Source organism: Brevibacillus sp. FIR094, assembly GCF_050477165.1.
Lineage (GTDB): Bacteria > Bacillota > Bacilli > Brevibacillales > Brevibacillaceae > Brevibacillus.
In genome coordinates, this window is record NZ_JBEAES010000006.1 from 94969 (window position 1) to 112408 (window position 17440).

Sequence of the window (17440 nt, forward strand, 5' to 3'; positions counted from 1 at the left end):
CTGGAAGACTCCTCTCCTGGTGATTGGTTAACGCTGGTGGTTTTCCATGCTCTGCAGGCCTACCCGAGTAATATCGGCTCCCAAGGATTGTAGCTTGCCCACCAAGTTTTCGTAGCCACGATCTATATGTTCGAGTCCTTCTAATTCTGTCGTGCCGTTCGTCGCCAAGCCGGCAATGAACAGAGCTGCTCCCGCACGCAAATCCGAAGCTACCACTTTGGCACCATTCAGTTTGCTTCCGCCTTCGATGACAGCGGATCTTCCTTCAATCTTCAAGGAAGCTCCCATACGGCGCAGTTCATCTACATGACGAAAACGCGAGCTGTAAATATTGTCCGTCACGATGCTTGAGCCTTTGGCAAGAGTCAGCAAGGTCGTGATCGGCTGCTGGAGATCCGTTGGAAAACCCGGATACGGACTCGTTTTCACGTCAATTGATCGATAAGCATCATGTCCGATGACTTGGATACTGTCATCCTCTTCTACCACTTGCACACCGATTTCGCGCAGTTTGGCCGTTACAGACTCCAAATGCTTTGGAATGACATTCTCCACCATCACATTGCCGTTAGTAGCTGCTGCCGCAATCATGTACGTCCCCGCTTCGATCCGATCGGGGATAATCGTATGACGGCATCCGCGCAAACGTTCTACGCCTTGAATGCGGATCATGTCCGTTCCGGCGCCTTTGATGTTTGCTCCCATATTGTTGAGCAAGGTCGCTACATCGACAATCTCAGGCTCGCGGGCAGCATTCTCAATAATTGTCACACCGTCTGCTTTGGCAGCAGCCAGCATAATGTTGATGGTGGCACCAACACTGACCAGATCGAGATAAATTCGTGCCCCCTGCAAACGTCCATTTTGGGCACGGATGGTCATGACGCCGTTTTTGTTCTCCACCTCGGCGCCCATCGCTTCAAAGCCTTTGATATGCAAATCTACTGGACGCGGGCCCAAATCACAGCCACCTGGCAAGCCAACCTGCGCTTCACCGAACTTGGCGAGCAAGGCTCCCCACAAATAGTACGAGGCGCGAAGCTTTTTGATACGACCATTTGGCATGAGCATCAGCTGCATCATGCGTCCATCAATTTCCATCCAATCTTCTTCGAACAGCACGTCAGCTCCCATTTCCTGCAAGAGCTCGTGATAGATACCTACATCCTGAATACGGGGGAGATTCTCAATAACAACGGGTCCATCTGCCAGCAACGCTGCTGGGATGAGTGCGACTGCGCTGTTTTTTGCTCCGCTGATGGTCACCGTCCCCGCGAGCGGTTTTCCACCGTTGATGATCAGCTTATCCATGCTTTGCTCTCCTCAGGCGTAATCGGGAAAGAAGCACCTTCCCCAATGGAAAAGGTGCTTGGACTTTCAACACGTGTCCTTATTTTTGCATACTTGCCCAGTCAGCGAGGAATTTCTCCAAGCCACTGTCTGTCAGTGGATGGGCAATGAGTTGTTTAAATACTTTCGCTGGAATGGTAGCGAAGTGAGAACCACGGCGTGCTGCCTCCGTTACGTGAACGGGATGGCGTACAGATGCCGCAATGATCTCGGTGTCGATACCGTGAACAGAAAAGATTTCAGCAATATCTTCGATCAATTGCATGCCATCTTGACCAATGTCATCCAGGCGTCCCAAGAACGGAGACACGAAGCTCGCACCTGCGCGCGCAGCCAAAAGTGCCTGGTTCGCAGAGAACACCAGTGTTACGTTTGTTCTGATTTTGCGTTTAGCAAAATACTTGGTTGCCTTCAAACCTTCTGCGGTCATTGGCAGCTTGATGACGATGTTTTTCGAAAGAGCAGCGAGCTTATCTCCCTCTTCGATCATGCCTTTTGCATCTGTACTGATGACTTCGGCACTGATCGGACCGTCAACAATATCGAGAATTTCTTTCAGGGTTTCTACAAAATCGCGTCCTTCTTTGGCAACCAGAGACGGATTTGTCGTTACGCCCGCCAAAACTCCCCATTCGTGAATCTCGCGGATTTCTTCAACGTTTGCTGTATCAATCAAAAAACGCATGATTATCCTCCCAGTTACGCGCGGTTGCTGCTTCCAAACAAGCGCATTTTTCCTTTTACTACTTCCTTGATCGCATCGCGAGCAGGGCTCAGGTATTTGCGTGGGTCGATCTCATTCGGCTTGGCAGCCAGCACTTTGCGAACTGTTTCTGTGCATGCGACTTGGCTTTCTGTATTTACATTGATTTTTCCTACGCCCAAACGGATGGATTCGATAATCGCTTCGTCTGGTACGCCGGAACCACCGTGAAGAACGATTGGCGCTCCAATGTTGTTCGCTACTTTTTCGATAATGTCGTAGCGGATTTTTGGAACTCCTTTGTACATACCGTGTGCTGTACCTACAGCAATCGCTACATAGTCTACTTTTGTTTCTTCCCAGAAGCGGATTGCTTCCTCAGGATTTGCCAGAGTAGCATCTTCCTCGTCAACAGACAGGTCGTCTTCTACCCCACCGATGGTACCGAGTTCACCTTCTACCGATACGCCAACAGCGTGAGCAGCCTCTACAACCTGTTTGGTCAGGCGAAGGTTATCTTCAAACGAATGATGGGAACCATCGAACATAACAGAAGAGAACCCAGCGCGAATGCACTTCATTACCATGTCGAAATTGCTACCATGGTCAAGATGCAAAGCAACAGGGACTCCTGCGCGTTCAGCAGCCACTTTTGCAATCGCTACTGTATAATCGATCCCCATGTATTTCAGTGCACCTTCAGAAACACCAAAGATCACAGGCGATTTTTCTTCCATCGCAGCTTCAGTAATCGCTTGAGTAAACTCCAGATTGTTCAGGTTAAATTGTCCGACGGCGTATTTATGCTTTTTGACGTCTTCGGTAAAAGCGGTCATAGGTACCAGTGGCATTTTGTAAATCCTCCTCTAGCAGACTTCAGTCATGTGGCTTATTATACCACAGACAAGCATTTGTTAACAGGGACGCTTGTACCCTGACCTTAGCAGTCAAGTCCTAACAAGCTAATTGCTGATGTACCGCCATTCGTAGTTCATCGATATCAAATGGCTTTGTAAAATGAGTCAATGCTCCTAGTTGTGTTGCTTCTTTGATCATGTCCAGCTCTCCGTAAGCTGTCATCATGATGACTTTGATTTCCTGATTGATCTTCTTGATGTGTTTCAAGATCTCAATACCATCCATCCCAGGGATCTTCATGTCGAGGATAACCAAATCTGGCGATTCTTTTTCCACGATTTCCAATGCCATTTTCCCGTTTGCTGCCTGAAAGGTCTTGTACCCTTCTTTTCCCAGCACCTCATACAGTAAAATGCGAATCCCATACTGGTCATCCACAACCAGTACCTTTTTATCTTGTTTGTCGAACATTCTGATTCCCCCCTGACGAATGCGTTTTCTTAATTAATATGGGTTCGCCTAAAATCAGGAAACTCCTTCACCTTTTTTGCTGAACATCCGCTTAAAATTTCCCATAAGCCTCATTTCGAGTATAATGGGAAAAACCAATTTCCCCTACACACAAGGAGCCAGATACTTACTATGGATGCTCTGTGGCTAATTTGCTTGTTAACATTTATTATCCATACGACAGAGACACTTACCTACGGAATCCGTTTTGCAGGGGTACAAACGGGCAGGATAGCTGTAGCGATGTCTTTGGTCGGGATCGTATTACTCCTCTCCCGTACTTCCAACCTGATTCAAGGACCATTCACTGGAGGATTGATGGATCAAGCCGCGATTGAGCACTTTGATCCTAGCACACAATTGCACGTGATTATTGCAGCGTCCTCACTCGGAACCTTGGCGGCTATCGTACTGTTTCCCACTTTTGTCCAAATATCGAAGCGAATGATCTCGCACTTGGAATTAGCGGGCTCGATTCCGCAAATGATTCGCACGGCAGTTACTGTTGAAACTATTCGACGTGTTCACCATCATGTCCGGATTCCTAGCTGGCAAGCCATCTCACGGTTTCGAATCAAAGGCGTTCCCAAACGATTACTGTTATTAAATGCATTGGGGACAGCCATCTACACAAGCAGCGTACTGTCCGTGTTGTACGCGACATTACTAGCCCCGGAATACAAAGCAACCGTTTTGATGTCTTCTGGATTAATCAACGGTTTTGCCACGATTTTCATGACGATTCTGGTAGACCCGCAAATTGCCCTTTTGACAGAAAAAGCAATGCAAGGGAAAACCACGCAGCAATCGATTCGTGACATGTACCTGTGGCTGATGATCTCACGTTTTATCGGAACGATTTTGGCTCAATTCCTGCTCATTCCGGCCGCCTACTGGGTAGCCTGGCTATCGCCCTTGTTCCATTGATCTGCTTTTAAAAGCACAAGACGCACCTGCGACTTTACATCGCGGGTGCGTCTTTCTATTTATCGACCTATGTTATTTGTTCAGGTTCAGGGAAGCCTTCACGAAGTCACGGAACAGTGGCTGTGGACGGTTCGGACGGGATGTGAACTCCGGATGGAACTGAGTCGCTACATACCATGGATGTTCAGGAACTTCCACGATTTCAACCAGACGACCATCTGGAGTTGTACCCGCAAAACGCAAGCCCAATTGCGCCAATTGATCACGGTATTCGTTGTTCACTTCATAGCGATGACGATGACGCTCATATACCAGGGTACTTCCGTATGCAGCCTCAGTCAGCGTGCCTTCTTCCACTTTGGTTGGACCGAGACCCAGACGCATGGTACCGCCCTTGTCCTCGATATCTTTTTGCTCTGGCAAGAGGTCAATAACCGGATACGCTGTATTCGGGTTGATCTCGGAGCTGTTTGCGCCGTCCATACCCGCTACGTGGCGAGCGAACTCGATCACAGCGATTTGCATACCCAAGCAAATTCCGAGGAATGGCACTTTATTTTCACGAGCATAGCGTGTAGCGATGATTTTACCTTCGATACCACGATCACCAAAGCCGCCAGGTACGAGGATACCATTTACATCACCGAGCAGTTCGCCAACATTTTCTGGCGTAACTTCTTCCGCGTGTACCCATTTGATTTCTACTTTGGAGTCGCTCGCATAGCCACCATGGTACAGCGCTTCTGCTACGGACAAGTACGCATCATGCAATTCTACATATTTACCAACGATTGCAATGGTAGTCGTTTTGGACAAGTTTTTGATTTTCGATACGAGTGATTTCCACTCTGTCATATCCGCTTCTTGGCAAGTCATACCCAAGTGACGGCATACATAATCGTCCAATCCTTGTGCTTGCAATTGCAGTGGTACATCGTAAAGGCTATCCGCGTCTACACATTCCACTACCGCGTTTTTATCGATATCACAGAACAGAGCCAACTTGTCTTTCATTTCTTGCGTCATCGGTTGCTCGGTACGAGTCACGATCACATTTGGTTGAATACCCAAGCTGCGCAGTTCTTTCACGCTGTGTTGCGTAGGCTTAGTTTTCATTTCACCTGCTGCCTTGATATATGGTACCAGGGTTACGTGAATGTACATGACGTTTTCACGACCGATGTCACTTTTGATCTGGCGGATGGATTCAAGGAATGGCAAGCTCTCGATATCCCCAACAGTTCCACCGATCTCGGTAATCACTACATCTGCCCCGGTTTCACGACCTGCACGGAAAATGCGATCTTTGATTTCGTTCGTGATGTGAGGAATAACTTGAACGGTTCCTCCCAAATAGTCGCCACGGCGTTCTTTGGCGATGACAGTCGAGTAAATTCTACCAGTTGTCATATTGGAGTTAGCGCTCAGGTTGATATCGATAAAGCGCTCATAGTGGCCCAAGTCCAGGTCTGTTTCCGCACCATCGTCCGTTACGAAAACTTCCCCGTGTTGATACGGGCTCATCGTTCCCGGGTCAACGTTGATGTATGGGTCACACTTCTGGATGGTTACCTTCAGACCCCTATTTTTCAAGAGTCGGCCCAGAGAAGCCGCTGTAATTCCTTTTCCCAACGAGGATACAACCCCGCCTGTCACAAAAATATACTTCGTCATCGTTACGTCCCCTCTTTCCCTCACCCTTAAGTAGTTATAAAAATCGAATGAAGACGGCTCCAAAAAAAAAGAAAAACAAAAGCGAGTCCTATCCCGTAAAGAAATGGGGTAGGGGCACTTTTGTTTTATAGTTTCCCATATTTGATCCTTCTTCATGTGAAGCCCAAGGAGTATTTTATCTGTCCCTTAAGCGGAAGTCAAGGACCTATTTCTCTTCTTCTTCGTCGAGCTCGTCGTCAGATTCCTCTTCCGCAAGCTCTTCGTCCTCTTCGAACATTTCATCATCTTCGTCTTCAAGTTCTTCCTCGTCGATTTCTCCATCGATTTCTTCTTCTTCGATTTCAGAATCTTCGTCGACGAATTCCTCTTCGTCCTCAAAGATAACAACATCGTCTTCTTCGTATTCTTCGACACCTTCGTCTTCGGAATCGTAATCGTCGAAGTCGTCTTCCGTGACGATTTTCTTCTTCTTTGTTCCGCCACCCTCTTGGGTTTCTTCCACGGTGTCGGTTGGGTACCAGCGTTTCAATCCCCATACGTTGTCACCGAGGCACACGAAACGGCCATCGATGTTAATTTCTGTGTATACTTGCGCGATGATTGCCATGAGTTGTTCATCTGTCAGCTTGCGCACTGCAACCAGTTCATTCATCAGCTCGCGGAAGTTGTAAGTGCGGTTAGTTTCACGCAAAATTTCATACGCAATGTCAACTAACGCCATCTCACTCAGTTTCTCGGAATCAATATGAGCAAACAATTGACTCACTCAGGGCACGTCCTTTCCATATGAAAACGATTGATTTGAATACTGACCCGGTGCCCTGTTCGGGGGACGCAGGCTTGTATAAGTCATTCATAAATGATATCGATTTCTTTGATTGTACATCGTACAACATAAGAAGGCTATCATACAGTATTCCTTATTTTAGACGAAAATGCAAGGCTTTCAAACAGGGGCTGACTAATTCTTGTCGACACCAAAACCAAAGACATCCCTCGGCAAACGCTACCGAGGGATTTGTCTTACATATTTCTGCGGTATTGGCCGCCCACTTCATACAGAGCAGCACTGATTTGTCCAAGCGACGCTACTTTTACCGTTTCCATCAGCTCGGCAAAGATGTTCTCTCCCGCCATGGCCACTTCCTGTAGGCGCTGCAGCGCAGTCGCTGATGCATCCTTGTGGCGCTCCTGGAATGCACGGAGATTTATGATTTGCTGTTCTTTTTCCTCTTCGGTAGCCCGAGCCAATTCAATCTCGTAATCATCCTCAGATGCATTCGGATTAACGAACGTGTTTACCCCAATAATTGGCAGCTCGCCCGTATGCTTTTTCATTTCGTAATACATGGACTCGTCTTGAATTTTGCCGCGCTGGTATTGAGTCTCCATCGCCCCCAGCACGCCTCCGCGAGAACTGATCCGCTCGAACTCTTGCATAACTGCCTCTTCTACCAGATCAGTCAACTCATCGATGATGAATGCCCCTTGAAGCGGGTTCTCATTTTTGGCGAGTCCCATTTCCTTGTTGATGATCATCTGAATCGCCATTGCCCGTCGCACAGAGTTCTCCGTCGGGGTCGTAATCGCTTCGTCATATGCATTCGTATGGAGAGAATTACAGTTGTCGTAAATGGCAATCAAAGCCTGCAAGGTCGTTCTGATATCGTTGAAATCCATCTCCTGCGCGTGCAAGGAACGACCGGACGTCTGGATGTGGTACTTCAGCTTTTGGCTGCGGTCATTTGCACCATAACGATTCTTCATCACGGTTGCCCAAATCCGGCGAGCCACACGTCCAATCACGTTGTATTCCGGATCGAGACCATTAGAGAAGAAGAAGGACAGGTTCGGCGCAAAATCATCGATGTTCATGCCGCGGCTTAAATAATACTCAACATAGGTAAATCCGTTAGACAGCGTAAACGCAAGCTGCGTAATCGGATTCGCCCCCGCCTCCGCAATATGATAGCCGGAAATGGACACAGAGTAGTAGTTCCGCACTTTCTGGTCGATAAAATACTGCTGGATATCCCCCATCATCCGCAAGGCAAATTCTGTCGAGAAGATACACGTATTTTGCCCCTGATCCTCTTTCAAAATATCTGCCTGAACGGTTCCACGAACAGTCGACAGCGTGTACGCTCTGATTTGCTTCGCTTCGTCCTCGGTAGGCTGACGCCCTTCTTTTTGGACAAAAGCATTCAGCTGCTGCTCAATCGCCGTATTCATGAACATGGCCAAAATCATTGGCGCAGGACCGTTGATGGTCATGGACACGGAAGTGCTAGGTGCACAAAGATCAAAGCCGGCGTACAGCTTTTTCATGTCATCCAGCGTGCAAATGCTGACCCCACTCGTACCGATTTTCCCGTAAATGTCCGGGCGGTAGTCAGGGTCCTCACCATACAGCGTAACCGAGTCAAAAGCCGTACTGAGTCGCTTCGCTTCATCATTTTGAGACAGGAAGTGGAAGCGTCTGTTCGTCCGCTCTGGAGTACCTTCGCCTGCAAATTGTCGTTTGGGGTCTTCTCCCTCGCGTTTAAACGGAAATACTCCTGCTGTATACGGGAATTCACCTGGAACATTTTCTTTTAACGACCACTTTAAAATCTCGCCCCAATCCTCGTAATCAGGGACGGCTACTTTTGAAATACGTGTACCCGACAAAGATTCGCTGAACAGCTTGGTAACCAATTCCTTGTCGCGAATTTTCGTGACGAATTGATCCTTCCGATATGCTTCCTTAAGCTTGGGCCAATTTTCTAGAATACGCCGGCACTCCGGATGCAGTTTTTCTTCAAAGAGAACGATTTGTTTATCGAGTACCGCTGCCAACTCGGGAGCTACAGAATCTCCCGAGGCAAGCACCGTCTCCTTTGCGCCCTGCAACTGGAACAGCTTGCGTGCAATTAACGACTGCTCTTCGGCATAGGCACGGTATTGGCGGACGGTATTGGCAATGTCTTGCAAATAATTGATTCTCTCTGTCGGAATCAACGAAGTTTTATGAATCTTTACGGGAGTCGTATCCAAATACTCTACAGACCAGTCAACGCCAGTCTTTTCTACAATTCGATGCATCAAGGCAGCAAACAACACATTCGTTCCCGGATCGTTAAACTGGCTCGCAATCGTACCATACACAGGAACCTTCTCATCCTGCAGCTCAAAAAGCTGGTGATTGCGTCGATATTGCTTGCGAACCTCGCGAAGAGCGTCCTCTGAGCCTTTGCGCTCAAATTTGTTGATCGCGATCACATCAGCAAAGTCGAGCATATCAATCTTTTCCAGCTGGGACGGTGCCCCAAATTCACTGGTCATGACGTACATGGAGACGTCGCACACTTCTGTGACCTGCGCATCACCCTGACCAATTCCGCTCGTTTCCACAATAATCAGATCAAAATGGGCAGAACGCGTTACTTGAATCGCATCTTTTAAGGCAGCAGACAGCTCCATGCCCGATTTGCGGGTGGCGAGACTGCGCATATAAACCCGCGGTGTCGAATTGGCATTCATGCGGATGCGGTCACCAAGTAACGCTCCGCCTGATTTTTGCTTGGATGGATCGACAGACAAGATCGCAACCGTCTTGTCAGGATAAGTGCGAATAAATCGACGAACAAGCTCATCAGTCAATGAGCTTTTTCCTGCTCCACCCGTACCTGTAATCCCTAATACCGGAATGGCTGAATCGACTTCCACTAAACTTTCACGGAGAGGTTCTGTCCATACGGACTGGTCCACTGCATACTCTGCAACGGAAATCAGTCTAGCAATCGCCTGATGGTTTTGCTCACGCAAGCCTGCTACTTCTTCCCCCAGCTGCTTAACGGTTGGGAAATCGCTACGTCTGATCATGTCATTGATCATGCCCTGCAAGCCCAATCGTCTGCCATCATCTGGCGAATAAATTTTACAGACTCCGTACTCTTCTAATTCCCGAATCTCGCGTGGAACGATAACGCCGCCACCGCCGCCAAAAACACGGATATGCTCTGCTCCCCGCTCGCGTAATAGATCAATTACGTATTTGAAATACTCCACATGACCGCCTTGGTAGGAGCTGATGGCAATCCCTTGCACATCCTCCTGAACAGCGGCTGTTACAATATCATCAACAGAGCGGTTATGTCCGAGATGGATGACCTCTACTCCCGACGATTGTAAAATACGGCGCATGATATTGATCGAGGCGTCGTGACCGTCATACAGACTAGCTGCGGTCACAAAGCGAACCTTGTTTTGCGGACGATACACTTCTGTTTCCATCGTTCCACTCTCCTTTTCATTAAGTTTAAAAAGGAGGAAAAACAGTGCCAAGCAGATCAAGGCGCGGTAGACGCGAGGTATGCTTGGCACTCTATGTTTCCCCAGACTTTTTAAACTCTCCTCTTAATCGGAGACACTGATATCACGAAGCAGAAGCGCGATCTGCTTCTCTGTGTACTCCTCAATGGTATAGTGCTTTTTCAATGCCCAACGGCGGAAGACCCACATTTCGCCCAGTACCATGATATTGTCCGCCATCAGCTTGACGTTCTTCTCGTCAATGCGCAGTGAACCATCGGCAATCCCTTTTTCCAGGATTTCGACGAAAATATGCGAAATGGCTTCTTCACGCCCCAACACGTAGCGGAGTGTTTCTTTTGGCAATGATTTGGCTTCCTGATAAATAAGCAAAACACGGTCGCTCATCTGATCCATCACGCGGATCAGGCTCTTTAGTGCTATCTTTAATGTTTTCAAGCCAGTTCCGTTGAAATTGATCGCTTCACGCAAACGCGTCTCCATCTCCGCATGAATGGCATCACAAACAAGGTAGAGCACGTCTTCTTTTGACTCAATATACTCGTACAACGTACCAATACTAAATCCAGACGCTCGGGCAATCTCCCTTGTCGTCGTTTTATGAAAACCTTTATTAATGAAGAGATGAACGGCAGCCTCAATAATCTGCTCTCGTCTTCTCTCGATCAGTTTTGGGTCCTTTACCAGGGACGGTATCGCTTTTCTCTTATCAGACACTCCAAAATCCACCTTTCCAACCGACTGAGCGTTTGGTCAGACGCCTCATAGAAAAGAAGGCGCAAACACTCTACTTTTGTATCATTCGCAGATCATTATACGCGAGTAAGAGCACAAAGCCAAACTTTTCTTTTCTATGTGTGTAATCGTGTTGGAAGACTGGACAGTTTCCTACTCTTTTAGCAGGAAATTGCTGATCACGACACGTTGGATTTCATTGGTTCCTTCATAGATTTGTGTAATTTTGGCATCACGCATGAAGCGTTCCACAGGATACTCCCGCGTGTAGCCGTAACCCCCGAAAACTTGAACAGCCTCGGTTGTTACTTCCATTGCTGTATCTCCTGCAAAAACTTTGGACATCGCAGATGCTTTTCCATATGGTAGGCCTTGATCCTCCAACCACGCTGCTTGGTAAGTGAGCAAACGGGATGCCTCGATCTTGGTTGCCATGTCTGCCAGCTTGAACTGGATTGCCTGCAAGGAAGAGATAGGCTTGCCGAACTGAATGCGTTCTTTGGCATAGTTCCGCGCCTGCTCATATGCACCTTGTGCAATTCCCAATGCTTGAGCGGCAATACCGTTTCTTCCACCGTCCAACGTCATCATCGCAATTTTGAAGCCTTGGCCTTCTTCGCCCAGCCTGTTTTCTACTGGCACGCGTACATCTTCAAAATTGACCGCAAGTGTTGGCGAGGAACGGATACCCAGCTTCTTCTCCTTTTTCCCCATTGTGAAGCCGTCCATGCCTTTTTCTACGATGAAAGCGGTGATGCCTTTATGGTTCAATTCTGGTTGGGTAACCGCGAATACGATGTAGATTTCTGCTTCGCCCGCATTGGTAATGAAAATTTTGGTGCCATTTAAAATGTAGTGATCACCATCGCGTACGGCTGTCGTGCGCATTCCAGCAGAATCGGAGCCAGATCCCGCCTCGGTCAAACAGTACGCGCCCATCTTCTTACCTTCTGCTAATGGACGCAAAAACTTTTGTTTTTGCTCCTCTGTCCCGAATTTGTAAATCGGCCAACTCGCCAAGGAAACATGTGCGGACAGCGTCACTCCGATGGAAGCATCCACACGGGAGAGTTCTTCCACGGCAATGACGTAGCTCAGGTAATCTGCACCTGCTCCGCCGTATTGTTCCGGCCAAGGAATGCCTGTCAGTCCAAGCTCAGCCATTTGCTCAAATATGGAACGATCAAAGCACTCTTCTTCGTCGCGCTCGGCTGCTGTCGGAGCTACTTGATTCTCTGCAAAGTCGCGAATCATTTTGCGCATCATGTCATGTTCTTCCGTCAGTTGGAAATTCATATGGATCACTCCCCCATGTCTTTTTCATCTGTCTATTTAATCAGCAAGCAAATGCTTGGCGATAACGATTCGTTGAATTTCGTTGGTGCCCTCATAGATTTGCGTTACTTTCGCATCTCGGAATAGACGCTCGACCGGATATTCTCGGGTGTAGCCATAGCCGCCAAAGATTTGTACGGCTTCTGTAGCGAGCTCCATCGCGGAGTCTGTGGCAAAACGCTTTGCCATCGAGGCTTCCATCCCACAAGAAATACCTTGGCTGCGCAACCACGCCGCTCGGTATACCAGCAACCGGGCTACCTCTGCTTTCGTCGCCATGTCAGCCAACTTGAAGGCAATGGCTTGCTGCTTGGCAATCGGTTGTCCGAACTGCTTACGTTCCCGCGCGTACTCTGTCGCATACTCCACTGCCGCCTCGGCAATCCCGAGTGCCTGTGCCGCAATCCCGATTCGACCGGAATCCAGATTCGCCATTGCGATACAGAAGCCTTCCCCTTCTTGACCCAACAGGTTGGCAGCTGGTACACGCGCATTGTCGAATACGAGCTCTGTCGTATAGGAACCGTGAAGTCCCATCTTCTTTTCTTTTTTCCCAACCGTGAAGCCCGGTGTATCCTTGTCTACGATAAAGGCCGATATTCCCTTGGTTCCTTTTGTAGAGTCGGTTACGGCAAATGCGATATACGTATCTGCCTCCCCACCGTTTGTGATGAACACTTTGTTTCCGTTCAGGATGTACTCATCGCCTTTTTTCACGGCTGTGGTTCGAATACTGCTCGCATCAGAACCTGCATGCGGCTCGGTCAAGGCAAAAGCCCCGAGGTATTCCCCACTCGCAAGCTTGGTCACGTATTTGCGTTTTTGCTCCTCGGTACCGAAGTAGAGAATCGGGTTCGTCCCGACGGAGGTATGCACGGACAAAATGACGCCTACTGTCGCACTCACTTTGGAAATCTCGTGAATGGCCAAAATGTAGGAAATAAAGTCCGCCCCTGCTCCTCCCCACTCTTCGGCGATCGGAATGCCCATGAGCCCCATCTCGCCCATCTTTTTTAAGATATGACGCGGGAACTGGTCCGTCTCTTCCATCACAGGGATGAAAGGTGCGATCTCTTTCTGGGCAAAGTCTCGCACCATGCGGCGCATCATCTCTTGCTCTTCGTTCAATCGAAAATCCATGTCCGTCCTACCTTTCTGCAAAGTTCCACTGTTAGTTATACACGTAGAAACCACGACCGGATTTTTTGCCTAGCCATCCTGCTTTGACGTACTTGCGCAGTAATGGGCATGGGCGGTATTTCGAATCACCGAACCCTTCGTGCAGTACCTCCATAATGTAGAGGCAAGTGTCCAGCCCGATGAAATCAGCCAACTGAAGTGGCCCCATCGGATGGTTCATACCTAGCTTCATGACTTCATCAATCGCTTCCGGTGTTGCAACTCCTTCGTACACACAATAAATCGCTTCATTCAGCATTGGCATCAGTACCCGATTGGACACAAACCCAGGGAAATCGTTTACGCTCACAGGCACTTTGCTCATTTGTTTGGACAAATCTTCTGTCAGCTGATAAACCTCATCGGATGTTTGCAGGCCGCGGATGATCTCAACCAGCTTCATCACGGGAACAGGGTTCATGAAGTGCATGCCGATTACTTTTTCCGGGCGCTTCGTAACTGCTGCAATCTCGGTAATCGGCAGCGAAGATGTATTGCTCGCGAGCACCGTATGCGGCGGACATACCTCGTCCAGCTTGGAAAAGATTTGCGTTTTCACCGCCATGTTTTCCGTCACCGCTTCTACCACAAAATCTGCTTCAGACGCATCGGCCAGATCAGTAGACAGCGTCAGACGTCCGAGAATCGCTTCCTTTTCCGCTTCGCTGAGCTTGCCTTTTTCCACGTTGCGCGACAAGTTTTTTGTAATCGTAGCAAGACCGCGTTCCACAAATGCTTGCTGGACGTCGTTCAGAAATACACGAAAGCCAGCTTGAGCCGCTACCTGGGCAATCCCACTGCCCATCTGTCCTGCCCCAATGACCATAATCGTTTGTACGTTCATGTAAAAAGGCCTCCCTTACTCTACTTTAATCAAGATGGCGTCACCCTGTGCGGCACCACTGCAAATTGCCGCGACCCCTAAGCCGCCGCCTCGTCTTTTCAATTCATAAGCAAGGTGCATAATGATCCGAGCACCACTCGCACCAATCGGGTGTCCGAACGCAATCGCTCCCCCGTTTACATTCACTTTCTCTGCGTCCCAGCCAACGATTTTGCCACTGGTCAAAATGACAGCAGCGAAGGCTTCATTTACCTCGAACAAATCGATTTCAGATAGGGAAACTCCCGTCTTTTCCAAGAGCTTGTTAATGGCAAGCCCCGGAGTTGTCGCGATATAAGGTGCATCTGCGCCGACCTCGGCGTGACCAAGAATCGTCGCAAGCGGCTTGATACCCAGTTGCTGCGCTTTTGCATCCGACATCAACACCATCGCTGCCGCTCCGTCGTTGATTCCTGGAGCATTGCCTGCCGTGATCGTTCCGTCCTTTTTGTACACGGGAGGCAGCTTCGCCAATCCTTCCTCGGTGGTATCTGGACGCGGTCCTTCATCCACGATTACTTGCAGCGGCTCCCCTTTTCTTTGCGGAATGGAAACCGATACTAGCTCTTCGGCAAAAAGTCCTTTTTCCATCGCTTGAGCAGCTCTCTGCTGACTGCGCAGTGCCCACGCATCCTGCTCTTCTCGCGTAATCCCGTTCTCTTCCGCCACATTGCTGCCGTGAACAGCCATCGGTACTTGATCAAACGGACATGTGAGACCGTCGTACATCATAAGATCGCGAACCGTCGCATCTCCCATCCGCATTCCGTATCTGGCATCTGGCAATGCATACGGTGCGTTGCTCATGCTCTCCATGCCGCCAGCGATGATGATTTCTCCATCTCCTGCGCGAATGATCTGGTCCCCCAACGTCACTGCACGCATCCCGGACGCACATACCTTGTTAATCGTCTCGCTCGCTACATTCCATGGCAAACCAGCCTTACGAGCCGCCTGGCGTGAGGGCACCTGACCCGCACCTGCCTGCAAGACCATGCCCATAATCACTTCGTCTACCTGTTCGCCAGAAATGCCAGCGCGATCTACGGCTTCCTGGATCACGATGGAGCCGAGCTCTACTGCCGATAGCGCTTTCAAAGATCCACCAAACTTACCAAACGGGGTACGCGCTGCCCCTACAATGACTGTTTTCATCGAATGACCTCCATTCGGATGATTTTCACATCAACAAAAACTAAATTGATCGAGCGTTCGTTCACTTTGCATACTTTTATTTTGCCGTCTTCCGTACGAATAGTCAATCAATAATGAAAAAAAGAACAGCCTGACTTTTGGGAGAGTCAGGCTGTTCTTGCTACTTCTGCGGTCTCCATCTTACTTTCCAGATGCCCTGGTCGTCTTGCCGCATAATATATCCCGTTGTATCGGGGCCTTTATCCTTGTACTCAATCCAGACAATTGTTTCGTCGTCTTTATGTTCAACCCACATTTTGCTCCCCAACTCCATCATTTTTTTATTGCTTCTCCAGAAATTTCGTTCTCTAGCCGGATCTTTCTTCACTTCTTCCAAATATTGCTCGAATGTCGGCTTCTCCACACCTTCATCCACGATACGCAAGGCGTACTGCATTTCGAGCTGTCCATCTTGAACTGCTCTTACATAAAGCTTCACGATGTCACTCGGAGACAGCCCACGTAATAGCTCATCCTTTTTTTCATACATGTAATTGAAATAACGATCCTCTTCCTCCGGCTTTAAATCGAATATGGACGAAGCGACAGGGTTCCCGGTACCGCCTTGGTTCAAATCCACAATATCTTCTTGGATGGTCCCGTTGCTGTTCAATTTGAGTAGATAGACGTCTTTGCCTTGGACATAGCTTACGGTATACCAATGAAGCTTTTTATCCTTCCATCCAACTAACATCTCCAAGCCCACGTCTCTTTTTAACAGACCTTCTGTTTCGATCATCGCCCAGTCTTTTCGTTTATACCCTTCTTTTGCGAAAATCGAATAGCCCCAATACTCATCTGCACCATCGTCCCCGCCGGCTCCGTAATCATCCATGGCTGTGTAAGTCATCGAAACTTTGTCTTTGATTTGATCTTGTGTCATCCCAACACGCAAGACACCGACGATTTCATCCACCGTTTCCATAATCGCCTGATCATCAGAGGCAGGGTGCGCCTTTGGATCGGGCTTTTGATGGGTACCTGGCTCGGCAGACGTTCCGTTCGGCGTATGTGTACTCGTGCTTTCCTTTTGCAGTAGATAAGGAGTAAACCCGATGACAAGCACAACCGCGACAAGCGCAGCGCTTATGGGGTAGGTGAACCGAAACCTTCTCTTGCTTTTCTTCTCCACATTCATGCGAATCCGCTCCTCCAAGCCAGTCGTATCTTCCATTCCATGCAACAACGTTCGGTCAGCCGTTTCCTTGAATTCCGCCAGCCATTTATCCAGGTTCATTCGATTCCCTCCTTTTCCAGCAGCGCTTTGAGCTTTTGACGTGCCCTGTGCATTTTTGTATAAATAGCACCTGAGGTCGTATCCAAAATGACCGCGATCTCCTCAACGGACAACTCCTCGTAGTAGTGAAGGACAATCAATTGACGATAGCTATGCGGCAGCTTCATGACGAGATGGGCAAAACGGGTGCGAAGGTCATTTTGCAAAACGGCCGACTCTGCTCCCTCGACTACCTCTATGTCCACTTCCGGTTTGAAAAACAGGTGACGGAACGACCACGAGCGCAGGTGTTTTTTCGCTTCGTTGACGGCAATTCGGTACACCCATGTTTGCATCGAGCTCTCTTGGCGGAATTTCCCCAAGTTTTTGTAAGCTAACAGGAACACTTCCTGTGTAATATCCTCTGCCAGACTGCGGTCCTTGACCATCAAATATACGAGTCGCAACACCTTTTTCAAATAGTGCCGGATCAATTCATCAAATAATGCCTCTTTTGTTTTGGTTAAGCCTTTCTCTGCAAGCTCCAGCTTCCTCACTCCCT

15 protein-coding genes are annotated in these 17440 nt (G+C 48.6%); 1 reads left to right on the top strand and 14 read right to left on the bottom strand.

Annotated elements, in window-relative coordinates:
* Positions 1-27: 27 nt before the first annotated feature.
* The 4 genes from ACQ5DJ_RS06580 to ACQ5DJ_RS06595 form a co-directional block, all read right to left on the bottom strand.
* Entirely contained in the window at positions 28-1311 is a 1284-nt protein-coding gene (locus ACQ5DJ_RS06580) for a UDP-N-acetylglucosamine 1-carboxyvinyltransferase (RefSeq protein WP_429841734.1), read from the bottom strand.
* Between the two features lie 79 nt (positions 1312-1390).
* Positions 1391-2035 (bottom strand): fructose-6-phosphate aldolase, encoded by a 645-nt coding sequence (gene fsa / locus ACQ5DJ_RS06585; protein WP_017252387.1) that lies wholly within the window; start codon positions 2033-2035, stop codon positions 1391-1393.
* Between the two features lie 14 nt (positions 2036-2049).
* Positions 2050-2904, bottom strand: a complete 855-nt coding sequence (gene fba, locus ACQ5DJ_RS06590; RefSeq protein WP_429841735.1) for a class II fructose-1,6-bisphosphate aldolase — start codon at positions 2902-2904, stop codon at positions 2050-2052.
* Between the two features lie 103 nt (positions 2905-3007).
* The gene (locus tag ACQ5DJ_RS06595) at positions 3008-3382 is read right to left on the bottom strand and encodes a response regulator (RefSeq protein WP_007725537.1); all 375 of its coding nucleotides are present in this window, start codon (positions 3380-3382) and stop codon (positions 3008-3010) included.
* Between the two features lie 171 nt (positions 3383-3553).
* Between ACQ5DJ_RS06595 and ACQ5DJ_RS06600 the strand changes: the two genes are divergently transcribed.
* A complete protein-coding gene (locus ACQ5DJ_RS06600; protein ID WP_144618743.1) occupies positions 3554-4348 on the top strand; it encodes a lipid II flippase Amj family protein in 795 nt (264 codons plus the stop codon).
* 72 nt (positions 4349-4420) lie between these two features.
* On the opposite strand, the gene ACQ5DJ_RS06605 is transcribed toward ACQ5DJ_RS06600, so the two are convergent.
* The 10 genes from ACQ5DJ_RS06605 to ACQ5DJ_RS06650 all read right to left on the bottom strand — a co-directional run bounded on the left by ACQ5DJ_RS06605 (position 4421) and on the right by ACQ5DJ_RS06650 (position 17435).
* A complete protein-coding gene (locus ACQ5DJ_RS06605; protein ID WP_429841736.1) occupies positions 4421-6022 on the bottom strand; it encodes a CTP synthase in 1602 nt (533 codons plus the stop codon).
* A 205-nt stretch (positions 6023-6227) separates the two neighbouring features.
* Positions 6228-6788 (bottom strand): DNA-directed RNA polymerase subunit delta, encoded by a 561-nt coding sequence (rpoE, locus tag ACQ5DJ_RS06610; protein WP_429841737.1) that lies wholly within the window; start codon positions 6786-6788, stop codon positions 6228-6230.
* A gap of 257 nt (positions 6789-7045) precedes the next feature.
* Complete coding sequence (gene icmF / locus ACQ5DJ_RS06615; protein ID WP_429841738.1) at positions 7046-10297, bottom strand: fused isobutyryl-CoA mutase/GTPase IcmF; 3252 nt, start codon at positions 10295-10297, stop codon at positions 7046-7048.
* Between the two features lie 123 nt (positions 10298-10420).
* Positions 10421-11053: a TetR/AcrR family transcriptional regulator gene (locus ACQ5DJ_RS06620; RefSeq protein WP_144618736.1), complete on the bottom strand. Its 633-nt coding sequence runs from the start codon at positions 11051-11053 to the stop codon at positions 10421-10423.
* A 171-nt stretch (positions 11054-11224) separates the two neighbouring features.
* On the bottom strand, positions 11225-12367 hold the full coding sequence (locus tag ACQ5DJ_RS06625; protein ID WP_429841739.1) for an acyl-CoA dehydrogenase: 1143 nt from the start codon (positions 12365-12367) through the stop codon (positions 11225-11227).
* Positions 12368-12403: 36 nt separating this feature from the next.
* The gene (locus tag ACQ5DJ_RS06630) at positions 12404-13546 is read right to left on the bottom strand and encodes an acyl-CoA dehydrogenase (RefSeq protein ID WP_429841740.1); all 1143 of its coding nucleotides are present in this window, start codon (positions 13544-13546) and stop codon (positions 12404-12406) included.
* A 31-nt stretch (positions 13547-13577) separates the two neighbouring features.
* Entirely contained in the window at positions 13578-14429 is an 852-nt protein-coding gene (locus ACQ5DJ_RS06635) for a 3-hydroxybutyryl-CoA dehydrogenase (RefSeq protein ID WP_429841741.1), read from the bottom strand.
* Positions 14430-14444: 15 nt separating this feature from the next.
* Positions 14445-15623: an acetyl-CoA C-acetyltransferase gene (locus ACQ5DJ_RS06640; RefSeq protein WP_429841742.1), complete on the bottom strand. Its 1179-nt coding sequence runs from the start codon at positions 15621-15623 to the stop codon at positions 14445-14447.
* A gap of 160 nt (positions 15624-15783) precedes the next feature.
* Positions 15784-16899, bottom strand: coding sequence for a hypothetical protein (locus ACQ5DJ_RS06645; protein ID WP_429841743.1), 1116 nt, complete (start codon positions 16897-16899; stop codon positions 15784-15786).
* Positions 16896-17435, bottom strand: coding sequence for a sigma-70 family RNA polymerase sigma factor (locus ACQ5DJ_RS06650; protein WP_429841744.1), 540 nt, complete (start codon positions 17433-17435; stop codon positions 16896-16898). Before ACQ5DJ_RS06650 ends, ACQ5DJ_RS06645 begins: the two co-directional genes overlap by 4 nt.
* Positions 17436-17440: the final 5 nt, after the last annotated feature.